Below are 22572 nucleotides of genomic sequence, written 5' to 3'. Positions count from 1 at the left end.
CACCTCGTGAGTGGTAAGGACGGTTCTAACCGTCCTTACCACTCACGAGGCTTGAGCACGCCCTCGGTCACCGGAGCTGAACGCGGCCCAGCAACCGATCCACCAACTCGGGGAGCGGCTGCTCTTCCTGGCCTTCCAGCCACAGCACGTTGCCCGTCCGCAGCGTGGCGAGGAAGGTCGCCGCGGTGAGCCTGGCCAGCTCCTGATCGAGGCCGTGCCCCCTGGCGAGCAGCACCTCGATCAGGTCGCGTTCGAGGGCGAACTGATCGCCCGCCTGCCGCGCGAGCAGCGACGGGTGCCGCCGCAGCAGCCGTAGCTGCGCCACCCACTCACGGTCGGGGACGGGGTGGGCCCGGTACAGCTCCCGGCACGCCGCGCGGAGTGCCGGCCATGGCTTCTCGCCGGGAGGCCTGCCTTCGACCAGCGACACCAGCAGCCCGGTGCGCTCGCGGTCGGCGTGCAGGATCGCGTCCTCTTTGTTCGCGAAGTAGTTCGAGAACGTCCGCCGGGACACGCCCACCGCGTCGGCGATGTCCTCGACGGTCACACCGTCGAGACCGTGCTCCATCGCCAGCCGGAGCGCGGCCTCGTGCAGTGATTGCCGCGTCGCCGCCTTTTTGCGGGTGCGGAGCGTGTCGAGGGTGTCCACCAGGACAGCGTAGCGACGGGAATAAAGTTCCCACTGTGCAAGTTTGCACAGTGGGCAACAATTGCCCCGAACGCTCGAAAGGACGCCATGAAGACCGAGGGAACGACGGCGGAGGCACCGTCAGGGGCGATGGGGCACCGCCAGGTGCTCGAGTCGCTGTCCGGTCTGCTGCTCGCGCTGCTCGTGGCGATGATCAGCTCGACGGTCGTCTCGACCGCCCTGCCGTTGATCATCGGCTCGCTGAACGGCACGCAGACGCAGTACACGTGGGTGGTCACGGCCACCCTGCTGGCGGCGACGGCCACCACCCCCATCTGGGGCAAGCTCGCCGATCTGTTCAACAAGAAGACGCTGGTCCAGATCGCGATCGTGATCTTCGTGATCGGGTCGACGATCAGCGGGTTCAGCCAGAACACCGGACAGCTGATCGCCGCCCGCGCGTTCCAGGGCATCGGCGTCGGCGGCCTGCAAGCACTGGTGCAGGTCGTGATCGCGGCGATCATCCCGCCGCGTGAACGCGGCCGCTACAACGGTTACCTCGGCGCGGTCATGGCGGTCGCCACCGTCGGCGGGCCACTGCTCGGCGGCCTGATCGTGGACGTGCCGTGGCTGGGCTGGCGCTGGTGCTTCTTCGTCGGCGTGCCGATCGCGGTGGCGGCGTTCATCGTGCTGCAACGGACACTGAAGCTGGAGACCGTGCGCCGGGAAAACGTCCAGGTGGACTACCTCGGCGCGGGTCTCATCGCGGCGGGTGTGAGTGTCCTGCTGATCTGGGTCTCGTTCGTCGGCAACAGCTTCGACTGGCTGTCCTGGCAGACCGCCGTCATGGTGGCGGGCGGCGTCGTGCTCCTCGTCCTCGCCGTGCTGGTGGAGCGGAAGGTCCGCGAACCCGTCGTCCCGTTGCACATCATCACCCAGCGCACCCCCGCGCTGGCGATCATCGCGAGCCTCGCGGTCGGGATGGCGATGTTCGGCGGCTCGGTGTTCCTCGGCCAGTACTTCCAGGTCGGCCGCGGCTACTCCCCCACCGAAGCCGGTCTGCTGACCATTCCGCTGATGGCGGGCGTGCTCGTCTCCTCGACCGTGTCCGGACGCCTGATCAGCCGCACCGGACGGATGAAGCCGTACATCGTGGCGGGCACGATCACCCTGGTGATCGGCTTCCTCGGGCTGGGCACGGTCGACCACGCCTCCCCGCTGTGGCTGGTCGGCATCGCGATGGCGGTCGTCGGCGTCGGTGTCGGCATGACGATGCAGAACCTCGTGCTCGCCGTGCAGAACACCGTGCCGTTGCGGGATCTGGGCGCGGCCAGTGCTTCGGTCACGTTCTTCCGGTCGCTCGGCGGCACCATCGGCGTCTCGGTGCTCGGTGCCGTGCTCGCGAACCGGGTCACGGCCGACCTGTCCACCGCGCTGCACGTGCCGGCGGGCCAGGCGTCGACCGGGAGCGTCAGCGCGCTGAACCTCAAGGCGCTGCCACCGGAGGTCCAGACGATCGTGCACACCGTGTACGGCGACGCGACCGCGCACATCTTCCTGATCTCCGCGGCGGTGGGCGTCGTGGGCGTGATCGCGGCGCTGCTGCTCAAGCCGCTCACCCTGCGCACCACCCTCGACGTGGAGACGAAGTCGGAAGCCCCGGCTTCCGACCCGGTCGCGCGGTAGCCCGCGATGAACGGGAACGCCGCCGGGGCCTTCGAGTCCACTGTGGAGCGTTTCGGCCCGCCCCGGCACCACACGGGGCGGGCCATCCTGGCCGGGGTCGACGGCTCCGACACGGCGATGCGGGCGGCCGCCTTCGCCTTCGGCATGGCACGGCGCGAGGGCGGCAGGCTGATCGTCGCCTTCGTCGTCTGCCACACGGCGCTGACCACCCTCGGACCGGCGGTCGCGGCGACGGTGGAGCACGACACGACCTTGCAGCTCTACGCGGAAATCCGCGAGCAGATCCGCACGGCGGCCGAGGAACTGGAAGTGCCGGTCAGTTTTTTGAAGACCTTCGGCGATCCGTACACCGCGCTCCGCGGCACCGCCGACCGCGGCCAGGTCGACACCGTCGTGGTCGGTGCCTCACAGAAGGCGGGCCACCGGTTCGCGGGGTCGGTCGCGACCAAGCTCATCAAGACCGGGCACTGGCCGGTGCTGGTGGTTCCGTGACGACCGGCCGCCGAGGAACGAGACGGCTCCGACCGCGGCGACGACGAGCGCGCAGCCCGTCAGTTGAAGCGGTGTCGGCCACTGGCCGAGCAGGGCGGCCCCGAACAGGATGGCGGCGGCGGGTTGCAGCATGAGCACGGCGGATCCGCCGCCGGCGGGCAGCGCGGACAGCGCCCGCCCGATCAGGAGCCAGCCGAGCACCTGACCGGTCACGGCCAGCACGAACAGCCACAGCAACGCCGAAACCGGCGGCGTGACGTCGAGATTTCCGGCGGCCAGCCCCGAAAGACCGCCCACGCTCGCCGAAGCCGCTGTCGCGGTGGCGAGCATGGTCGTGCGGCCGCCGCCTTCGGTTCCGGCGCGGCGCAACAGGATCAGGTAGCCGGCGTAGGCCACGCCCGCCAGCAGCGCCATCACCGTGCCGTACCAGGGATCGCTGCCCGCGGCACCGCCGTCCGCCAGTCCCCCGGCCAGTGCCGTTCCCGCCAGCATCACCGGGACGGACAGCCAGAACGACCGCGGCGGCCGCTCACCGAACCAGAGCAGTCCGGCCAGGGGGACGAGGATCACCTGGACGTTGACCAGTGCCGTGGCGACTCCGGCGCCAACGGAGAGGATCGCCTCGCTCCACAGCACCATGTCGACCCCGAACAGGACGCCGGCCAGCACGTGCCGCCGCCGTGCCGCCGGAGTGGGACGGTGTCCTCTCTCCCGGGATAACGCCAGGACCACGAGGATCGGCAACGCGAACAGGCAGCGGAAGAACGTCGCCGTCGTCGAACTGACCCCGGACAGCGCGACGAGCGGGGCGGACAGGGCGATCGCGAGGGCTCCGAGGACTCCTTGCGCCTTCGGATCGATGAGCATTCCGGTGTGCCGCATGACTTCGATTCGATCGCACGACGCCCGCGAGGACCAGCGAGATCCTCTTACCCCGAGGGTTAAGCTCGGCTAATGAGTGGCGATCTGTCCAATGTGGAACGGCTGCGGATGCTGCACGCGGTGTGGCGGCGGGGATCGCTCGCCGCCGCGGCCGAGCTGCTGCACGTGACGCCGTCGGCGATCTCCCAGCAGCTGACCAAACTGGAGCGGGAGGCGGGCACCGGGCTCCTCGTCCGGCACGGGCGCGGCGTGCGGCTCACCCCGGCGGGGCTGTTGCTGGCGCAGCGCTCGGACCGGGTCCTCGCCGAACTCCGCGCCGCCCGCGCCGATCTGGACTCCCTCACCGGGGAGACGACCGGGGTCGTCGAGATCGGCGCCATCCCGTCCGGGGTGCACACGTTCATCACCCCCGCGCTCACCGGCCTCGCCGTCCGCCACCCCGGCATCGAGGCACGGCTGCACGAGGTCGAACCCGAGGTGGCCCTCCCCGCGCTCGCCGACGGCGTCTTCGACGTCGTGGTCGTCGAGAGCTGGGAGAACCTGCCGCTCACCCGGCCGCCCGCCACCCGCTGGACCGAACTGCGCGACGACTCGGCGATGATCGTGCTCCCTGCCGGACACCCACTGGCGGGCGCGGACTCGGTGCGCGCAGAAGACCTCGCGGAGGAGATCTGGGTCGCCTGGGCCCGTCCCACCCTGGCGAACGCCTGGATCCGCCAGACCCTGCGCGAACGCGGTATCGAACCGGTCGTGCGGCACACGGTCAGCGGATTCGGCACCCAGTTCGCCGTCGTCGCCGGGCTCGGCGCCGTCACGCTCGTGCCGAGCATGGCCACCACGATCGCGCCGTCGACCGTGGTGTGCGCACCGCTCGAACCGGTACTGCACCGGCAGCTCTACGCCGTGCAACCGCAAGGGGAAACCCGGCCCGCTGTCGCGGAGTGTGTCACGGCGCTGGTGGAGGCCGCCCGCTCCTGGGGCTCGTGAGCGAATTCGCCTACGGCCTGGACCTCGTCTTGGAAGGCCTCGAAGCCCGCAGGAAATGACTCAAAGGGTCATTCCCGGCATCACGAGGGCCAGCCGCGCGACAGGCGGCAGCGGCGCCTGTTTTGGCACGGCCCGGAAGGCCTGGATCACGAGCGCGGCGAACCGCCGGGACGCCGCGACCTGCGCGGCCGCCGAAGCGGCTTGGATCCCGTTGTTGGCCATGAGCATGAGGATCAGGTCGTCGAGAACGAAGTCGGGGCGCAGGTTCCCGGCGTCCTTGGCCCGGCCCGCCAGTTCGGCGATCGCCTTGAGCGCGTAGTCGCGGTCCGCGGTGAAATCCACCGCCTTGGGGAAGGCCGACACGAAAGCGGCCGTGAAGCCCCGGTCGCGCGAGTGCAGCTCGCAGATCTTCTCGATCACGGAACAGAAGCCGCGCCACGGATCCGGGTCGGCGAGCCCCTCGTCGACGACGAGGTGGCAGGTGCGCATCTGGTCGGCGAAGGCCTCGGTCGCCAGGATCTCCTTGGTCGGGAAGTGGCGATACAACGTGGCAGGACCGACTTCGGCGCGGCGCGCGACTTCCCGCAGCGGCACGTTCAGACCTTCGGTGGCGAACAGCGCGCGAGCCGCTTCGAGGATGCGTTCACGGTTGTCCAGGGCGTCGGAGCGCGGGATCCGAGACAAACGAGGGGTCGCCACTCTCACTTTAGCCAAAACGGACGGGGGCGTCCGTTAGCGTCCGCCGGGTCAGTGATCGACGACCAGGAGACGAAGATGCGAGCAGTCGAAATCCGGACGTTCGGCGGCCCCGACGGCCTTGCCGTGATCGACTTACCCTCCCCCGTTCCCGCCGCCGGAGAGGTGCTGATCAGCGTGGAAGCGATCGGCGTCGGCGGGGTCGACACCGTGATCCGGAGCGGCGCTCTCGCCGGTTTCGGCTTCCGGGAAGGGCACATTCCCGGCAACGAGGTGGCGGGCACCGTCACCGCGGTCGGCGACGGCGTCGATCCGGCCTGGATCGGGCGGCGTGTCTGGGCGTTCACCGGCGAGGGCGGCGGCTACGTCGAACGAACGGCTGTCCCGGTCGAGAAGCTCCTGTCCCTGCCCGAGAACCTGTCCGCCACCGACGCGGTGGCCCTCGGGACTTCCGGCATGGTGGCCCATTTCGGCCTCGCGCACGCCCCTTTCGAGGCAGGCGAATCGGTGCTGGTGCGCGGGGCGGCCGGCAGCATCGGGATCATGACGGTGCAACTCGCGGCGCGGGGCGGCGCGAGCGCCGTGGCGGTCACGACGTCCTCGTCCGAGCGCGGCGACCGCCTTCGCGAGCTGGGCGCGACCCATGTCCTCGACCGCTCCGGCGCGGGGGACGGCCCGGCGGGTTACGACGTCATCGTCGACATCGTGTCCGGTGTGGACATGCCTTCCTTCTTCGACCGGCTGAATCCGAACGGCCGCATGGTCGTCGTCGGCGTGGTCGCGGGCATGCCACCGGCGGACTTCGGCGCGAAGCTGATGGCGACCTTCCGGAAGTCCCTGTCGTTCGCGGCCTTCAGCGCGGACTCGATCCCCGAGCCGGATCGGCGGAAGGCTAGTGCGGAGCAGTTCGCCGCGGCGACTCGCGGCGAACTGCGTTCGGTGGTGCACGAGCTGCTACCGCTGGAGAAAGCCGTTCTGGCGCACCGGAAGATGGACGACGGCGAAGTGTTCGGCAGGATAGTGCTGACGCCGTAGACAGGTCCTATGTGGAGCACCATGTCACCCGGTCAGTGCAAGTTTCCCCATTGCGTGCGCCCTCGCACTAGGCTGCCGACTCGTGCCCGATCCGATGCCCGAGGAACCCGGTTTCACTGCGGTCGGCCTACGGCCGCTCTCCGACGGCGAGGGCACCGGCGCCTACTGCGTGAACGACGCCGGGACGATCGTGGGCGAGTCCGGTTCGCGGCCGGTGCGCTGGGACCGGGACGGACGCCCCACGCCGCTGCCGGTCCTCGACGGCTGTTCCGGCGGCAGCGCGGTCAGCGTCAACCCGGCGGGGGTCATCGTGGGCGCGCTCTACGTCGGCGAGCACCTCCTGCCCGTGTGCTGGCGGCCCGACGGCCGGGTGCGCGCGCTCGAACTCCCCGACGGCGTGGTCTCCGGCTCGGCATGCCGGGTGAACGAACGCGGGTCGATACTGGGGAACGCGATGTGGCCGGGCTACCGGTGGCGGGCGCTGCGCTGGGAACCCGGCGGCGAGGCCGTGGAACTCGGCACCCTGCCCGGCGACGGCGAGACCCAGGGTCACGACCTGAACGGGCTGGACGAGGTCGTCGGATCGGCCAAGAACGGTACGGGCACCCGGACCGCGGTGCGCTGGACGTCGTCGGGGAAGATCAGCACACTTCCCCCGCCCCGCCGCGCGACGGCGTGCGGTATCACCGACTCCGGTGCCATCGTCGGCGACGGGGTCGTGTGGCACCGCGACGGGGGCACCGTCCTGCTGACCGGTGAACCGGAGTTCTCCGCGGGACAGGTCGTCCGGATCACCCGGCGCGGTGTCGCGATCGGCTGGGGTGTGACGCCGGACCGGCGCGGCACCTGCGCGCGCTGGGATCGCGACGGACGGCCCACCGTGCTCCGGCCCCTGCCCTCGGACATCGCCAGTACGTGCTTCGACATCGACGACGCCGGGACCGTCGTCGGCGAGTCCGTGAGTGAGGGAACGGCGCGGCCGGTCCGCTGGGACGCGGACGCGAGGCCGTTCCCGCTCCCGTCGCCTCGCGGTCTCACCGCGATCGTGGCCCAGCACATCAACGCGAGCGGCACCGTCATCATCGGCTACGGCCTCGCCGCGGACAGCTCCACCTACCGCGGGATCGCCTGGCGCCGTTCGTGAGCACGGCAAAGGGATTGAACCCGCTCGTCCGGGGTATGCCCTGAGCATGGAAGTCGACGCCGTGGTGGTCGGATCGGGACCGAACGGCCTGGTCGCGGCCAACTTGCTGGCCGACGCGGGCTGGGAGACCCTGGTCATCGAGGCCACGCCGAAGCCCGGTGGCGCGGTACGGACCGAGGAGCTCACCGCTCCGGGGTTCCGTAACGACGTCTACAGCGCTTTCTACCCGCTCGGCGCAGCGTCGCCGGTGCTCGCCGGGCTGGATCTCGAGGACCACGGCCTGCGGTGGCGGCACGCCCCGGCGGTATTGGCGCATGTGCTGCCCGACGACCGGTATGTCCTGCAGTCCCGCGACCTCGACCGCACCGCCCGCTCCGTCGCGGGGTTCGACGAACGGGACGCGGACAACCTGCGGTCCGAACACGCGAACTGGCGGCGTCTGCGCGAACCACTGCTGGACGCGATCGTCCGCCCCTTTCCGCCGGTGCGGTCGGGGGCACGGCTGGTCAAGACGCTCGGCACCGCGGAATCGCTCCGGCTGGCGAGGATGCTGACACTGACCGCCCGCGGCCTCGGCAAGGAGAAATTCGACGGCGAAGGCGCCCGCCTGCTGCTCGCGGGCAACGCCATGCACACCGACCTCGGCCCGGACCAGGCCGGGAGCGGCGTCTTCGGTTGGCTGCTGACCATGCTCGGTCAGGACGTCGGTTTCCCGGTCCCGGAAGGCGGGGCAGGCCGTCTGACCGACGCGCTGGTGAAACGCCTGTCCGTCAAGGGCGGGGAGATCGTCTGCGGCACGCCGGTCACCGAAGTGACGCTCTCGGGCGGCCGGGCGGTGGGTGTCCGGGACGCGGACGGCGGATCGGTCCGTGCCCGCCGGGCCGTGCTCGCCGACGTCCCCGCGCCGGTGCTGTACAGGGATCTGGTCGGCGACGAGCACCTTCCCGCGCGGCTGGTGTCCGATCTGGACCGTTTCGTCTGGGACGACGCCACGATCAAGGTGGACTGGGCGCTGTCGTCGCCCATCCCGTGGAACGCCGCCGAGGTCGGCGAGGCGGGGACCGTCCACATCGGAGCGGACCTCGACGGCCTCGCCGGGATCGCCAACGATCTCGCCTGCGGGCGGGTGCCCCGTGATCTCTTCCTGTTGCTCGGGCAGATGACCACCGCCGACCCGACCCGCTCCCCCGCCGGTACCGAATCCGCCTGGGCCTACACCCATGTGCCGAGGGGCGAAACCTGGACCGCTTCCCGGTTGCGCCGCCACGCGGACCGGATGGAAGAGGTCCTGGAGAGGCACGCGCCCGGTTTCCGCGGCCTGATCGCCGGCCGCGCGATCGCCGGGCCGGCCGAACTGCAGGAAGGGAACCACAGCCTGGTGGAAGGTTCGATCAACGCCGGAACCGCGGCCATCCAGCAACAGCTCTTCTTCCGGCCCGTCCCCGGTCTCGGCCGGGCCGACACCCCGATCGACCGGCTCTTCCTGGCCTCCGCGTCGGCGCATCCCGGCGGCGCGGTGCACGGCGCGCCCGGATCGAACGCCGCCAGGGCAGCCCTCGCCCGTGACGGCTGGGCCGGTTCCGTCTACCGCGCGACGGTGCGTGCCGCGCACCGCGCCGTCTACCGATGAGGACTCCGCGGATGAAGATCGTCGTCACCGGTGCGAGCGGGAACATCGGGACCGCCTTGCTCCGGGTACTGGCCGGGGAAGACCACGAGGTGGTCGGCGTGGCGCGCCGACGCCCCGATACGGCCGCCGCACCTTATTCGTCGGCCCGCTGGGTCCAGCAGGACGTCGGCGCGAACGACGCCTGGCCGGAGCTGACCGGAACCTTCACCGGGGCGGACGCGGTGGTGCACCTCGCCTGGGCGATCCACCCGCGCGCCGACGACCCGGCGATGCTCCGGACCAACATGGCGGGCAGTGCGAACGTCCTGCGCGCGGCCGCCGACGCCGGAGTGGAGCATGTCGTGTGCGCGTCGTCGGTCGCCGCCTACACCCCGGCGAACCGCTGGGACGAGGTGGACGAAGGATGGCCCTGCGGCGGATTGGCCGACAGCGCCTACAGCGCGGGAAAAGCGGCTTTCGAGTCCAAATTGGACGAGTTCTGCCGTGATCACCCCGGGATCCGGGTGGCGCGGATCCGTCCGTGCGGTGTCGTCCAGCCGGACGCGGCGGCCGAGTTCTCCGGTTGGCTGCTCAGCCCGCTGGCGCCGCCGCTGCCACTCGGTCGCAAGTGGCTGCCGGTGCCGTTGTGGCCGGGACTGCGGATGCAGGTGGTGCATTCCGACGATGTGGCACGAGCGATCCTGGCGATCCTCGACCGCCGCGCGACCGGTGCGTTCAACCTCGCCGGTGACTCCGTTCTCAAGAGCCGCGACCTCGCGGCGCTGGCAGGTGGGATCCGGATACCCGTACCGCTGAGGCTGCTGACCGGACTGGCCTGGCCGAGCTGGCGGCTCGGCCTGCAACCCCTGCATCCATCCTGGTTGCGACTCGCCGATCGAGCGTCACTTGTGGACACTCGCCGCGCACGGGAGGAACTCGGCTGGCGACCGCGGCACGACGCGGCGTCCACGATCACCGACCTCCTCGCCGCCATCCGAGCCGGGCGACGGGGCGACAGCCGTCCCCTCGACCCGCCTCGCGACCGGGTACGGCTCGGACGGCCGAGCCATCAGGATCAGTCCACCGGTCGTTGAGCCGGAAGTCCAGGTGTCGCGGCCTCTCGCTAGGCGGCTTCGCGGCCCTTCGCGAGATCCGCGAGACGTCGCAGGGATTCGCGGTTCCGCGGGATCAGAAAGAGCGCCTGCGCGGCCTCCGGCAGCAGGCGGCCCGGTCCGCGGATGGCTTGCTCGGACATCAGGATCTCCGTGGTCGCCGACTCGGTTTCCCACAGCTCCAACCGGATCCGGGCGGTACCGAAAGGCCAGGCGCGCGCCTCGAGTTCGAGTAGCCGTGGCGGGTCGACGGCGTGCACCTTGGTGACGTCGTTGAGCAGCAGGGGCCACGACCCGACACAGTGGTGGATCCGCGTTCCCCGCGCCGGCCACCCCTTGTCCACATCGCGGATATGGGAGGCCCCCACCACCCACGCGGCGTAGGTCCAGCCGTCGGCGAGCACTTCGAACACGCGCTCGGGAGAAGTGTCTACCGTCATCTTCACGTCGACCATGAACCCCTCCACCCTGGATACCGGCCAGCCCGTTCCGGCTCGCCTCACCCGAGGCGAATACCCCGGGGTGCCGAGGGCAAACCCGCGCGGCGGAGTGTTCGTCGACCGTCCAAGACCCAGTTGCCACCACGTTGAGAGGCTGCGCCTATCAGCCTGTCCCGCGGTCATCCCCTGGTCGGATCTCACCGAGCCGGTACGACTGTGGGGCGAGCGGCGTTTTGAGCCCGCGGTCCGATTCGCCGATCGTACCGCCGGGCCAGCATTCACATCATGATCGAGCTCAGGGAATTGACCAAGCGCTACGGCCGGACGGTCGCCGTGGACCACCTGTCCTTCCGGGTCGAACCCGGGTACGTGACCGGTTTCCTCGGCCCCAACGGGGCGGGCAAGTCCACCACGATGCGTGCCGTCCTCGGCCTGGACACCCCGACCTCCGGCGACGCGCTGATCAACGGACAGCACTACGCCGGCATCGATCGACCGCTGCACCAGGTGGGCGCGCTACTCGACGCGTCCGCCGTCCACGGCGGGCGCAGCGCCTTCAACCACCTGTACTGCCTGGCCCGCAGCAACGGTATCGGCAAGACTCGTGTGCGCGCGGTGCTGGACCGGGTCGGCCTCACCACCGTGGCGGGCAAACGGATCGGCGGCTTCTCCCTCGGCATGAAACAACGGCTCGGGATCGCCACCGCCCTGCTCGGTGATCCCGGGATCCTCCTGTTCGACGAACCGGTCAACGGCCTCGACCCCGAAGGCATCCGCTGGATCCGCGACCTCATGCGCACGCTGGCGGCCGAAGGCAGGACCGTCCTCGTCTCCAGCCACCTCATGAGCGAAATGGAACTCACCGCCGACCACATCGTGGTCATCGGGCGGGGCAAGCTGATCGCGGAGGCCACGATCCTCGAACTCGCCGAACGGTTCCAGCGCGACGTACTGGTCCGCACGCCGAACGACGCCGAACTGATCCGCCTGCTGCGGTCGGCCGGCGCCACGGTCACCCGCAGGCCCGACGGAAGCCTCACCGCACAAGGCCTCGATGCCGCGGCCATCGGTGACATCGCCGCGCGGCACCGCATCGCCGTGCACGAGCTCACCCCACGCAGCGACTCCCTCGAAGACGCCTACCTCAAGCTCACCGACGACAGCACCGAATACCGCGCGGAAAGGGCGAACTCATGATCGACGTCATCGCTTCGGAAACCATCAAGGCGAGGTCGGTCCGCTCGACTCGCACCCTGCTCGCCTTCTCCGCGGCGGCCGTCCTCGTCGGCGGCCTGATGGCCCTGATCTCCGCCGGCGCCTGGGACGCGGCCACCCCGGACGAACGCTCCCATTTCGGCGGCCTCGGTGACGGAACCTCCGTCCTCACCGTCGTACAGCTGTGCCTGATGACTTTCGGCATCCTCACCGCGACGTCCGAGTACTCCACCGGGATGATCCGCACCAGCCTGGTCGCGGTCCCCGTGCGGCGGAAACTCCTGCTGGCCAAAGTCGCGGTCGTCGCCGCGATCAGCCTGATCGCGGGCGAAGTGGTCGCCGTGGCGACCTTCTTCGTGAGCAGGCTGGTGATCGGCGACCGGCCGATCGGGTCACTGACCACCGTCGGAACCGGCCTCCCGGTGGTCTTGGCCGAGGGCCTGCTCATGACGGTGATCGCCCTGATCGCGCTCGGCCTCGCCACGATGATCAAATCCACCGCCGGAACGCTGGTCACCATGGCGGTCCTGCTCTTCGCCCTCCCGATGGCGCCGCAGATGCTGCTGCCCGCGCCCTGGAACGGCCGGATCGCCGCGGTCCTGCCCTCGGAGCTGGCAGGTCAGCTCAGCGGCGCGGCGACCGAAACCCACCTGTCCCCGCTCGGCGCACTCGTCGCGATGGCCGTGTGGGCGACAGCGGCGACCTACGCCGGACTGGCCGCCATCGGCAGGCGAGACGCCTGAATCGGCCGGACCCATTCACGTGCTGTCCGGGCGCTCCGGCTCGGTCGCCGAGGTGATCGGCGAGCCGGGACCGCGCGACGTGCCGGCGGCTTCGTTCGGCACCGGCTTCCTGCCGCCCCTGGTGCTCGGACTCGTCGCCTGGGTCAGTCGCGCCAACGGTTGTTGAGGAAGGCGTCGTCCTCGTCGTCCGCCGGTGCCGGGCGAGCGCGGGGAGCACGCCGAGGGGTGTCCCGCCCCGTGCGGGCGGGCGGCTCCGAAGCGAACGGAGCCGCCGCACCCGCGTCGTCGAAGGCCGGGGCCTCGTCGAACGCCGACGCGTTCCCCGGCTGCGCGTGCGACCGATCGGTGCTCCAACCGGACTTCGTCTTGCGCTGCCCCAGTTCCCGCCGGTGCTCGACATAACGCTGGGCGGTCTGGACCTGCTTGGTCATGAACTCCTGCGAGCTGGCCTTGATCTCGTCGGCGCGCTGATCCCGCAGTACCCGGCGCTCCGCCTGCTCGCGGACGAGACCGTCCAGGGTCGCCTTCATGGCGGCGGTGTCATCGGCGCTCATCTGTTCTCCCCTGCCCCGGCTCACCGCTTGCGGGTGGCCGACTGATCCTCATCGTCCAGCAACGAACCGGTGATCCGGCCGGTGGGTTCGTTGATCTGGTCGAACACCTCGCCCTCGATCCGGTACGCGCGGTTGGTCCGTTCCTGATCTCCGCCGCCCTGACCGCCCGCTCCGCCCGCACCCATGCCGCCCATCGGCGGCATGGCGCCGCCGCCGAACGACTGGCCTGCCGGGCCGCCCATCGGAGCGGACGGAGCACCCGACGCCACGGGTTGCGGCTGATGTGTCCCACCCCCGCCGGTGTGCACGCCTTCGGTCAGCGACTGGCCCGTCGCGGGGCTCGCGGTTTCGAAGGGCATCGACGGCGCCGAAGCACCACCGCCGCCGAAACCACCGCCACCACCGGAACCGCCACCGCTGATGTCACCGGCACGGATCCCGTCGGGGACGGTTCCGCCGCCACCGTGGTGCGGGGTGAACCCCGTCTTGGACTCGGGCTGCACCGTCCCGGTGACGGGAGTCGCCGGGTGCGACGCCTTGTCCGTGGAGGGCTTGTCCTCCCCGAGGGTGTACGTGGTCGGCTTGCCGGTGCCGTCGTCGACGGTGACGACCGTCGGCCCGGACGGACCATCGGGACGCTCGGCGGTGATCTTCACATCGCCGTCCTGGATGTGGATCTTGCCGTCCGGTCCCGGACGGTGGACACCGTCCTTGTCCGGCTTCCCGTCGTCCGAATCGGGTGTGGAGCCCAGCTTGGACTCGTCACCGTCACCGGTCCAGTCGAGCTTGAAGTCCTTGGCGGGTCCGGAACCGTCCCCGATCTTGATCTCCATCTCGCCGTCTTTGTCCGGCTCGGTCATCTCGAAGGTCTTGTCGCCTTGCTTGACCTTGAGAGTCTCGCGTTCGCCGTCCTCGGCCTTGTCGCCGTCTTCACCGGGTTTGTCACCGGTCAGCTTGTCACCGTCTTCGCCGGGCAGCTCGTCGCCGAGCTTGTCCAAGGCTTCGGAGGCCTTCTTCTTCGCCTCCTCGGCGGCCTTCTCGTCGGAGCCCTTGGAGTCGGAGTCCTTGGCGTCGGAGTCACCCATGCCGCCGGGGGCGTCGCCCAGCTTGTTCAGCGCCTTGGACGCCTGCTTCTTCGCCTCTTCGCCGGCCTTCTCGGCCGCTGCCTTGGCTTCGGCCGCGGCGTCCGTGTTGCCCCCACCACCGGGACCGCCGCCGGTGCCGCCACCCGGTCCTGAACCGCCCGGGCCGGAGCCACCGGAACCACCGAGGTCGGTACCCGTCGGGCCGTCGCCCAGCTTGCCCAGCGCCTCCGAAGCCTGCTTCTTGGCGTTCTCGGCCGCCGCCGCGGCTTGTTTCTTCGCCTCTTCGGCCGCGGCCTTCTGCTCGTCGCCGTTCGACGGCGGCGGGGCCGAGCCCGAAGGTGACGTCTGGTCCTTGTTCGCGTCCGGTCCACCACCGGGGCCGCCCGGCGATCCGGATCCGCCCTCGGGAATGTTCACGTCCGGGACCGGCGGGGGCTTGACCTGCCCTGCCGGGCCGGTGCCGCCGCCCGGACCGGAACCACCGGTTCCTTGGCCACCGCCGGGACCGCCGCCGGAGCTACCCTCTGGGCCGCCGCCCGGTCCACCGCCGGTGCCTCCGGTGAAGTCCGGGCCGTTGCCCGGACCACCCCCGGGTCCACCGCCAGGTCCGCCGCCGGGACCACCCGTTCCTTGGCCACCGCCGGGGCCACCTCCAGGACCGCCGCCGGGACCACCCTGACCACCGGTGAAGTCCGGGCCCTGACCGCCGCCGGGGCCGCCGCCCGTGCCGCCGGGTCCGCCCGCGCCACCCTTGCCGTCGGTGCCGCCCTTGTCACCCGCGCCTTCGAACTCGTTCTTGACCTTGCCCATCACCTTGTCGAGTTCGTCGTAGGCCTGGTCGACGAAATCCTTGGTTTCCTTGCAGGACTTGGCGAAGCCCTCGTAGATGATGGTCCACATCTCGGGGATGAACTGTTTCTGGATCCACTGCTTGGCGAGGTTCTGGCCCGCCTTCTTGAACTCGTCGTCGTCGCAGCAGCCGTCGTTGTTCAACTGCTGGACGAGGTTGGAGCCGAAGTTGACGTCCATCCAGCCCGCGATCGCGCCGAGGTCCTCCTTGCCGCTCTTCTCACCGGCGGCGATGGCGATGACCTTCTGCGCCATCGGGAAGTCCGCTTTGCCGACGATCTCCTTGTAGAGATCGATGACCGTGTCGGCCTTGCCCTTGCACAGTTTGAACACCGTGGCGGTGGTGTGCAGCGTCGCTTCGCTCGCGTTGTTCAGTGTCTGGGAGAGTTTCTTGGCCTTGGGGAGGATCTTCTCGTTGTAGTTGTCCGACGAGGCGTCCGCGGCCTTCCCGGTCCAGGTCCCGTAAAGGGTGTTCAGCTGGGAACCGGTGTCCTGGATGGCCTTGTCGACGGTCTTCGAGCCGGTCTTGAAGTGGGCGGCGTCGTCGACGAAGTTCTTGAAGCTGATGCCGCGCTGCTCGTCGAACGGCTTCTTGATGTCCTTCTCGAAGTCGAGCGCACGGGTGTTGCCCCGGCAGTCTTCCGGGAGCTTCGCCAGCAGCGAGCCGAAGGTCTGGAAGACCTTGAGCGCGGGCGCGGCGGCGTCGAAGATCTCGTCCGACGTCTTGGTCCCGGCACCCTCCGCGGTGGGTTCCTTGGTGCCGTCGAGTTTCTTGTTGCCTTCGTCGACGGCCTTCGTTTCTTCCTTGCGGTTGAAGCTGGCCTGATCGCCCGCGCCCTTCGCGTCCTTGTAGACCTTGTCGACGTCGTCGTCGTAAGGCAGGAACGGAAGGGCGTTGTAGGACGCCGCGTACTTCTCGGCTTCCTTGCGCTTCTGCTTGATCTCCTCCGGCTCCTGGTCCGCCGTCCACGGCGGAGGCGCCGGATGCGTCCGCATCCACGAGCCGATGAGTTTGGTCTTCTGCTCGGCCGGAACAGCCGGGTCGTCGAGGACGGCCTTGACGTCGGTCCAGGTGGTTTTGGTGGCCACTAGCGCATCCCCGTCTTGGTGATCTTGTTCTTCTGCTCGTCCTCGTTGGTGCCGTACGCGGTGCCCGCGGTGGCGAGGTTCGTGCCGAACGAGCCGAGTGTGCTGCTGTAACCCTGGACCGACGCCCACAACGCCGCCACCCCATCGGTGTACTTCTTCGCGTGGTCGCCGTGCGCCTGGCCGAAACCGGCCGCGTTCACCGGTGTGCTCGACAGATCCGGGTTGTCTTCGAGCAACTGCTCCGTCAGCTTTCCGATGTTCTTCGACGCCGATGAAAGCGCATCGGTCGCCGCGGTGAAGCCCCCGCTCATTCTTTTCAGCGCCTTTCGTCGGATCCGTCGGCTTTACCGCCGAGTGCCTCTGCGAGCACTTCGGCCACCGACCCGATGTCGGTGAACCGGTCCAGCTGGTCCAGATCAATCCTCACGTCGTGGTAGATCTCCAGCGCCGACAGGAGTTTTATCCGTCCCTTGGAGTCGATACCCAGCTCTTCGAGCGGCGCGTCGGACTCGATTTCGGCGGGATCAAGCCGAAAAGTCTCACTGACGACCTTCACGACCTCCGCGCGGTGATCACCCACGGGGCCGACTATAACGCGCCTTCGCCGCGGCTCGCGCGACCTTGCCACTGGAAGTGCGCGGAAGCTCACCGGAGGGAACCAGCCGTACCGATCGCAACGTCAGATCATGTTCCCTTGAAACAGCGCGCAGTACCACTCTCGTCACTTCTCTGACATCAGCTTCGGCGTTCTTTTCCCATTCGGCCACCAGCATGGCCCCTTCTCCCCTTTCGTCGGTGACACCGAATGCGGCGACACGGTCGCGGCGGATCGCCGGATGCGCTTCCCCCGCCACCGCTTCGATGTCCTGCGGGTGGAAGTTGCGGCCGTCGATGACGATGAGGTCCTTGAGCCTCCCGGTGATGTAGAGGTCGCCGCGGTGGAACACACCGAGGTCACCGGTGCGCAGCCAGCCGCCGACGCCGTCGAGTTCGCCCCCGAACGCCGTGGCGTCGCCGCGGCCCCAGTACCCCGCCGCGACGTTCGGCCCGTGGATCCAGATCTCCCCGGCCAGGCCGTCGGGCTGCGCCACCCCGTCGCGGACGATCCGGACCCGCTGTCCGAGCGGACGGCCGACAGAGACGAGTTCCTGGCCGTCCGGCACCTCGATCGCCCGGCCCTGCGCGAGGGCCTCCCTGTCGAACACCGCCCCTCGCGGTCCCTCGGCGCCCGCGCTCGCGACGTACACGGTGGCCTCGGCCAGGCCGTAGGACGGGCGGTGGGCTTCGGCCCGGAATCCGCGCGGGCCGAAGGCCTCCAGGAAACGCTCGACCGTGCGCGCCCGAACCGGCTCGGCGCCGTTGAGCGCGATCCGGACATCGGAAAGATCGAGTTCGTCCCCCGCCTCTTCGGCGGCTTCGACGGCCAGGTCGAACGCGAAGTTCGGCGCGGCGGTGAACACGGCCGGGTGATCGGCGAGCTGACGCAGCCATCTCGCGGGACGGTGCACGAACTCGGCGGGCGACATGAACACCGATCGTGCCCCCGCGTGGACCGGCAGGCACAGAAGCTGGATCAGGCCCATGTCGTGGAAGAACGGGATCCAGCCGGCACAGGTCGTGCCCTCGTCGACGGCGTAGGCCCGGCTCGCCTGCCAGCAGGCGGCGGCGACCGCCCTATGCGGGATGACGGCACCGGCGGGCTCTCGTGTCGACCCGGACGTGTACTGCAGATACGCGGGGCTTTCCGGCGCGACGGGGAGCGGATCGGCACCCGGCCCGGAGAGTTCGTCGACCACGATCAGGTGGTCCGGCGTGCCGGCTTCGCACACCTTCGCGGCGGCGGACGAAGAGGTCAGCCAAACCCGTGCGCCGCAGTCCGCCAGCACACCGGCGAGCCTGCCGCGCTGAGACGGACTGCCCGGTGCCATCAACGGCACGGCCACCAGGCCGGCGGCGAGTGCCCCGAAGAACGCCAAGGGGTAATTCAGGTCCTGGCCGGTGAGCACAGCGGCGCGATCACCCGGCCGTGTGACCAGGCGCAGTGCCCCCGCGACCACACGCACCCGGGAGACGAATTCCGTCCAGGTGACCGTGTTGTCCACGCCGGCACTGTGGTCTTGATGCGTGAACAGCGGGCGCGGGTCCGCCTCGCGGGCGAACAACCGCTCGACGATCGAGGTGCGCAGCACCTGCTCCGGCACATCCTCCGGCGACGCGGTCATATCCGGCAACGTACTGGAACCGCCGCGAGGGCGCTCGGAGGGCCCGAGACCCGAGCACCTGATTGTCCTAAGTAGACGATGGCGGGCGCGGCTCCGAGGTGATCGGAACCGTTCGATCCGACGGCGTTCGCTCTTGTGAATTCCGGACAGAAGACCGGACATTCCTCGCCCTTTCCCAGACCTCGGCCGCACACTCGGCGGGCAGTGTGTTTCTTTCCCCCGGCCTTGGAGGAGTAACCATGCGTCGAAGAATCGCCCTGGCACTCGGCGGCGCCGCCGTCCTGACCGCGAGTCTCACTTCCGCCGCCCTCGCCCCGGTCGCGCAGGCTTCACCCGGTCTGATCGCCGCCATGCAGCGGGACCTGGGGCTCACCGCCGCGCAGGCCTCGGCCCGGCTCACCCAGGAAATGACCGCCTCGCGTGTGCTGCCCGCCGCCCGGCAGGCCGCCGGTGCGGCGTTCGGCGGCGCCTGGTTCGATCCGGCGCGCGGCGAACTCGTCGTAGGGGTGACCGATCCCGCGGCGGCCTCCGCCGTCCGGCGGGCCGGCGCCGAACCCACCGCGGTCGCGGTCAGCGCGGCCGAGCTCGACGCGGCCAAGGCCGAAATCGACTTGTCGGCCAAGACCCGGCCCGCCCCCGCCGCCGTCAGCGGCTGGCGCGCCGATCCGCGCAGCGGCAGCGTCGTGGTCGCGGTGCGACCGGGCGCGCACGGTTCCGACGTCGACGACTTCCTTGCCCGGGCAAGGAAATCCGGCCCGGTCACAGTGGTCTCCGCACCCAAGGCCGAACCGTTCGCGGCGGGCACCGTCGGCGGCGACCCGTATTACATCAACGGGAACACCCGCTGCTCGATCGGGTTCTCCGTCCACGGTGGATTCGTCAGCGCCGGCCACTGCGGCGGCACCGGCAGCTCGGTCGTCGGCTGGGACGGCTCGGCGATGGGCAGCTTCGCCGGTTCTTCCTTCCCCGGCAACGACTACGCGTTCATCCGGATCGGCAACGGCTGGTGGACCGCGCCGGTCGTCCTCGGCTGGGGCACCGTGAGCGACGCGCTCGTCCGCGGCTCGTGGGTCGCGCCGGTCGGCACCTCGGTGTGCCGGTCCGGTTCGACGACGCACTGGCACTGCGGCACCGTGCTGGGGCACAACGAGACGGTCAACTACTCGCAGGGCGCGGTCCACCAGATGACCCGCACCAACGTCTGCGCGGAACCCGGCGACTCCGGCGGCTCCTTCATCACCGGCGACCAGGCGCAGGGAGTCACCTCCGGTGGCTGGGGCAACTGTGGTTCCGGCGGCGAGACCTGGTTCCAGCCGGTGAACGAGATCCTGCAGACCTACGGCCTGTCACTCGTCACCGCCTGACGACGGTCGTGAGTGGCGGAAAGTGGTGGGGCTCGTGAGTGGTAAGGACGGTTAGAACCGTCCTTACCACTCACGACCGGCTGAACCGATGCCTTACGTGCCCCGCTGGGCACCCGATCGCGGAAGCCACGCTGTCAGGCGGGACGGCGCAGGTCCAGATGGTCGTGAGTGGCGTTTCGGGTTCTGACCCGAAACGCCACTCACGACCACCCGCTCTCCGATCGTGTCGTCCCTTCGCGGCCGACGCGGAGCCGCGGCGAGAGCGCCGGCGGCAAGTCCACTTCGAGTCCCATGATCGTCGCGGTCGGCCTGCGGCGGAGCCACCGGCCCGTGGTCGTGACGTCGATCAACTCACCGGTGAAAGCCTTGCGCTGCGCCGGTGTCACCGCGTTCCAGCGCATCTTGAACGCCGGACGGACAGGCGCGATGAAGGGCCTGACCGGCTCGTGGGCGCGGGCGAACACGGCCTCGAAGTTCCGGTCCGGCACATAACCCAGTTCCAGGTCGATCAGCGGTTCCGGTCCTCCGGCCCGGTGGTGGCACCGCGCGAGGATCCGCGCGATCTCGTCCACCGCGAGCCGCACGGCACCGGGGACCTGAGCCTGCCAGCAGCCGAGGAACGGCGCGTTGAGCGACCGCGCTGTGAGCTCGTCCGGCAGCACGATCACCGCCCGGACGGCGAGTCCGGTGAGCTCCACGTGAAGCCGCGTCCATCTGCTGTCGGTGTCGAGGAAGAACCGTGGCGGCGGTATCGAAGTGACGGCACCGAGCCGCATCCGCTCCTTCACCGCGACGAACGGATGGTCCGACGGTTCGGTATCCGTGGCGTGGTGGCCGTTCCGGCCGTCGGGCAGGACGAACACGAATTCGAGTCGATCGCCGATGAGCTTCAACCCCGCCGGGAACAACGAGCCGAGACCGCCCATGAGCGCCGAGCCGGCGACGAGTGCATGGTGACTGGACGCGCCTCCGGTCATCGCCGGCTTCCTCCGTTCGTCTTCAGACCTGCAACTCCGCCTCGATGCGCTTGAGGTAGTGCCGGGCCAGCGCGAGATTCGCCTGATCCCGGTCCAGCACCAGGTACAGGAACAGGGAACTCCTGGCGCTCATGGAATCCAGCAACCGGATCAAATGGTACTGGCGGTGCAACGTGATGAGGATGTCCTCGATGCTGTCGTTGAGCGCGAGCGCGGACATGACCCGCATCTTCGATCTGACGACATCGGTGTTCCCCGCCGCCGCGACTTCCAGGTTGAGCCAATCACCGCCCCCGCTGGTGCCGAGCGACATCCCGCTCTCGTAATCGACCAGCGCGACACCGACGGCTCCGGCGATCGACATGGATTCCTTCAGCGCGTTTTCGATATTCATCGAACTCACTTTCTTCGTTTGACGGCTAAGCGGCCAGTATCGAGCTGATCCGGTCGATGACCGGGCGGCATTCGAAAAGAAGGCGTCCGACATTCAGCTGACGGTCTCCCATGATGACCATGAGCGCCATCCGGTCAATGGCGTAAACGGCCATGTAACCGTCACTGCTGAACACCACGGTCTGCCGCAGCTTTCCTTTGCCGGTAACCTCGGCCGCCTGCCGCGCAATCCCGAGGTTCGCTGCGGCGAGCGCGGAGACCTCCGCGGGGTCGATGTTCTTCGCCGCGTCGGCGACTATCGGTATTCCGTCGACCGCGGCTATCACCGTGTCGGTCACTCCGGTGACGTTGTCCCGCAGCGTCCGCAGTTCGGCGATCAGTGCGTCGAAATCCACTACTCATACTCTCTGTTTCCGAAGGCCCATCTCTGAATACGGGACGAGGCAATGATCATTTGATGAGGTTTCTCGACCGCGAAGGACCGTACCACCGACATTAGCCGACGCCTATGCGTCTCTCCGGTCCGGTACGCGTATCACGCGATCGGCCCAAACACTTTCCGTGTACGCACCAGGTCGCCGGGACATCCACCTCACCGCCACCTGAAACCGGTGTGGTGCGCGATTTCCCGACGCCCCCGGGACTCGCCGAACCGCGATAACGCGCGAACTTCAGTTGACAGAACTGCGACGTTCAAGGAAAACGGTGTCGCACCATACGCCGTCGTGCTCGAAGATGCGTTCGCGGATGCCGACCGTGCGCTAGCCGGCGCTGCGATGCAAGGCGATTCCGGCGGCGGCGAGGCGGACCAGCTCTCCGCCCGAGGCGCTCTCGGCCTGCGCGCCCAAGCGGCGGTGGAGTCGGGGCGGATCACCGTCGTGACAGGGTTCCGCACCGAGACCGTCGGACGCGACGGAGACGGGCGGTTGACCCTGATCTCGTCCGCCGGACAGCGGCTCGACGACGTCGGCGAAGTGGTGACACTGTCCGGCTTCCGCCACGACCTGACGAACCGTCTACCCGCACGGCGCGAAGGAACTCACCCACCCGGAGAAGAACTTGTTTCTGGCGGGCATGAAAAGCTACGGCCGGGCACCGACGTTTCCGGCCATGACCGGTTACGAACAGGTCCGCAGCATCGCCGCGGAGCTCGCAGGAGACCGCGAAGCGGCCGACGAGTCGAGCTTCGGATGGCCGAAACCGGCGTATGCGGTGGCGCGGGGCTGTTCGACGAACCTGGAGCCGGTACACCGAATCTCTCGAAATGTTGCTCCGCTCGCCGGCCGGCCCGTACAAGGCGGCGCTGGGTTCGGCGAGATGGTCCGGAACAGCGCGCGGTACCAGGACAAGGGCCGCTGGATCGCACCTGA

General features: G+C 69.4%; 23 protein-coding genes and 2 pseudogenes. 12 read left to right on the top strand and 13 right to left on the bottom strand.

Going from position 1 to position 22572, the window contains the following annotated elements; all coding sequences use genetic code 11:
* Positions 1-67: 67 nt before the first annotated feature.
* The gene (locus H074_RS11240; protein WP_007030148.1) at positions 68-649 is read right to left on the bottom strand and encodes a TetR/AcrR family transcriptional regulator; all 582 of its coding nucleotides are present in this window, start codon (positions 647-649) and stop codon (positions 68-70) included.
* 87 nt (positions 650-736) lie between these two features.
* On the opposite strand from H074_RS11240, the gene H074_RS11235 reads away from it, so the two are divergent.
* Together H074_RS11235 and H074_RS11230 are read left to right on the top strand one after the other, a co-directional pair.
* Positions 737-2314, top strand: a complete 1578-nt coding sequence (locus tag H074_RS11235) for an MDR family MFS transporter (RefSeq protein ID WP_007030147.1) — start codon at positions 737-739, stop codon at positions 2312-2314.
* A 6-nt stretch (positions 2315-2320) separates the two neighbouring features.
* A complete protein-coding gene (locus H074_RS11230) occupies positions 2321-2806 on the top strand; it encodes a universal stress protein (protein WP_007030146.1) in 486 nt (161 codons plus the stop codon).
* Here the strand turns inward: H074_RS11230 and H074_RS11225 are convergent.
* A complete protein-coding gene (locus H074_RS11225; RefSeq protein WP_007030145.1) occupies positions 2720-3688 on the bottom strand; it encodes a DMT family transporter in 969 nt (322 codons plus the stop codon). The two genes, H074_RS11230 and H074_RS11225, sit on opposite strands and share 87 nt — an antisense overlap.
* A 72-nt stretch (positions 3689-3760) precedes the next feature.
* On the opposite strand from H074_RS11225, the gene H074_RS11220 reads away from it, so the two are divergent.
* Positions 3761-4675, top strand: a complete 915-nt coding sequence (locus H074_RS11220) for a LysR family transcriptional regulator (RefSeq protein WP_039922082.1) — start codon at positions 3761-3763, stop codon at positions 4673-4675.
* 60 nt (positions 4676-4735) lie between these two features.
* Here H074_RS11220 and H074_RS11215 read toward each other — a convergent pair whose 3' ends face one another.
* Positions 4736-5374, bottom strand: coding sequence for a TetR/AcrR family transcriptional regulator (locus tag H074_RS11215; RefSeq protein ID WP_085940920.1), 639 nt, complete (start codon positions 5372-5374; stop codon positions 4736-4738).
* Positions 5375-5449: 75 nt separating this feature from the next.
* On the opposite strand from H074_RS11215, the gene H074_RS11210 reads away from it, so the two are divergent.
* The 4 genes from H074_RS11210 (at position 5450) to H074_RS11195 (ending at position 10253) form a co-directional block, all read left to right on the top strand.
* Positions 5450-6406, top strand: coding sequence for a zinc-dependent alcohol dehydrogenase family protein (locus H074_RS11210; RefSeq protein ID WP_007030142.1), 957 nt, complete (start codon positions 5450-5452; stop codon positions 6404-6406).
* A gap of 82 nt (positions 6407-6488) precedes the next feature.
* Positions 6489-7550 carry a hypothetical protein gene (locus H074_RS11205; RefSeq protein ID WP_007030141.1) on the top strand — a complete coding sequence of 354 codons (1062 nt, stop codon included), beginning with the start codon at positions 6489-6491 and terminating at the stop codon, positions 7548-7550.
* Between the two features lie 46 nt (positions 7551-7596).
* The gene (locus tag H074_RS11200) at positions 7597-9180 is read left to right on the top strand and encodes a phytoene desaturase family protein (RefSeq protein ID WP_007030140.1); all 1584 of its coding nucleotides are present in this window, start codon (positions 7597-7599) and stop codon (positions 9178-9180) included.
* A gap of 11 nt (positions 9181-9191) precedes the next feature.
* Positions 9192-10253 (top strand): NAD-dependent epimerase/dehydratase family protein, encoded by a 1062-nt coding sequence (locus H074_RS11195; protein WP_007030139.1) that lies wholly within the window; start codon positions 9192-9194, stop codon positions 10251-10253.
* 29 nt (positions 10254-10282) lie between these two features.
* Here the strand turns inward: H074_RS11195 and H074_RS11190 are convergent, their stop codons facing one another.
* Positions 10283-10726 (bottom strand): SRPBCC family protein, encoded by a 444-nt coding sequence (locus H074_RS11190; RefSeq protein WP_007030138.1) that lies wholly within the window; start codon positions 10724-10726, stop codon positions 10283-10285.
* 270 nt (positions 10727-10996) lie between these two features.
* Here H074_RS11190 and H074_RS11185 point away from each other — a divergent pair, with 270 nt between their 5' ends.
* The 3 genes from H074_RS11185 to H074_RS40970 are packed head-to-tail and all read left to right on the top strand — an operon-like array spanning position 10997 to position 12835.
* Positions 10997-11908: an ABC transporter ATP-binding protein gene (locus H074_RS11185; RefSeq protein WP_007030137.1), complete on the top strand. Its 912-nt coding sequence runs from the start codon at positions 10997-10999 to the stop codon at positions 11906-11908.
* Positions 11905-12669 carry an ABC transporter permease gene (locus H074_RS11180; protein ID WP_007030136.1) on the top strand — a complete coding sequence of 255 codons (765 nt, stop codon included), beginning with the start codon at positions 11905-11907 and terminating at the stop codon, positions 12667-12669. Before H074_RS11185 ends, H074_RS11180 begins: the two co-directional genes overlap by 4 nt.
* A 19-nt stretch (positions 12670-12688) precedes the next feature.
* Positions 12689-12835 carry a hypothetical protein gene (locus H074_RS40970; protein ID WP_167333166.1) on the top strand — a complete coding sequence of 49 codons (147 nt, stop codon included), beginning with the start codon at positions 12689-12691 and terminating at the stop codon, positions 12833-12835.
* Here the strand turns inward: H074_RS40970 and H074_RS11175 are convergent.
* From H074_RS11175 to H074_RS11155, 5 genes are read right to left on the bottom strand one after another with little or no spacing between them, the layout of a single operon-like run.
* Positions 12813-13223: a hypothetical protein gene (locus H074_RS11175; protein ID WP_007030135.1), complete on the bottom strand. Its 411-nt coding sequence runs from the start codon at positions 13221-13223 to the stop codon at positions 12813-12815. The genes H074_RS40970 and H074_RS11175 overlap by 23 nt on opposite strands.
* A 20-nt stretch (positions 13224-13243) precedes the next feature.
* Entirely contained in the window at positions 13244-16246 is a 3003-nt protein-coding gene (locus H074_RS42030) for a WXG100 family type VII secretion target (RefSeq protein WP_007030134.1), read from the bottom strand.
* Positions 16246-16557, bottom strand: a complete 312-nt coding sequence (locus H074_RS11165; RefSeq protein WP_007030133.1) for a hypothetical protein — start codon at positions 16555-16557, stop codon at positions 16246-16248. The genes H074_RS42030 and H074_RS11165 overlap by 1 nt, the downstream gene beginning before the upstream one ends.
* A gap of 5 nt (positions 16558-16562) precedes the next feature.
* A complete protein-coding gene (locus tag H074_RS11160; RefSeq protein ID WP_007030132.1) occupies positions 16563-16826 on the bottom strand; it encodes an acyl carrier protein in 264 nt (87 codons plus the stop codon).
* Positions 16819-18468, bottom strand: a complete 1650-nt coding sequence (locus H074_RS11155) for a fatty acyl-AMP ligase (RefSeq protein ID WP_007030131.1) — start codon at positions 18466-18468, stop codon at positions 16819-16821. The genes H074_RS11160 and H074_RS11155 overlap by 8 nt, the downstream gene beginning before the upstream one ends.
* Positions 18469-18707: 239 nt before the next feature.
* Between H074_RS11155 and H074_RS11150 the strand changes: the two genes are divergently transcribed.
* Positions 18708-19832, top strand: a complete 1125-nt coding sequence (locus H074_RS11150) for a S1 family peptidase (protein ID WP_007030130.1) — start codon at positions 18708-18710, stop codon at positions 19830-19832.
* A gap of 200 nt (positions 19833-20032) precedes the next feature.
* Here H074_RS11150 and H074_RS11145 read toward each other — a convergent pair whose 3' ends face one another.
* From H074_RS11145 to H074_RS40210, 4 genes and pseudogenes are all read right to left on the bottom strand, one after another.
* Complete coding sequence (locus H074_RS11145) at positions 20033-20809, bottom strand: hypothetical protein (RefSeq protein ID WP_007030129.1); 777 nt, start codon at positions 20807-20809, stop codon at positions 20033-20035.
* Positions 20810-20831: 22 nt separating this feature from the next.
* Positions 20832-21203: a hypothetical protein gene (locus H074_RS11140; RefSeq protein ID WP_007030128.1), complete on the bottom strand. Its 372-nt coding sequence runs from the start codon at positions 21201-21203 to the stop codon at positions 20832-20834.
* Positions 21204-21228: 25 nt separating this feature from the next.
* Positions 21229-21597: a roadblock/LC7 domain-containing protein gene (locus H074_RS11135; RefSeq protein WP_007030127.1), complete on the bottom strand. Its 369-nt coding sequence runs from the start codon at positions 21595-21597 to the stop codon at positions 21229-21231.
* 276 nt (positions 21598-21873) lie between these two features.
* Positions 21874-21996 (bottom strand): annotated as a pseudogene (locus H074_RS40210) (ArsR family transcriptional regulator); the annotation flags it as partial.
* On the opposite strand from H074_RS40210, the pseudogene H074_RS41475 reads away from it, so the two are divergent.
* Positions 21994-22572: pseudogene (locus H074_RS41475) on the top strand (hypothetical protein); the annotation flags it as partial. The pseudogenes H074_RS40210 and H074_RS41475 sit on opposite strands and share 3 nt — an antisense overlap.

Source organism: Amycolatopsis decaplanina DSM 44594, assembly GCF_000342005.1.
GTDB classification, from domain to species: domain Bacteria; phylum Actinomycetota; class Actinomycetes; order Mycobacteriales; family Pseudonocardiaceae; genus Amycolatopsis; species Amycolatopsis decaplanina.
This window is presented reverse-complemented; position numbering and strand designations above follow the sequence as displayed.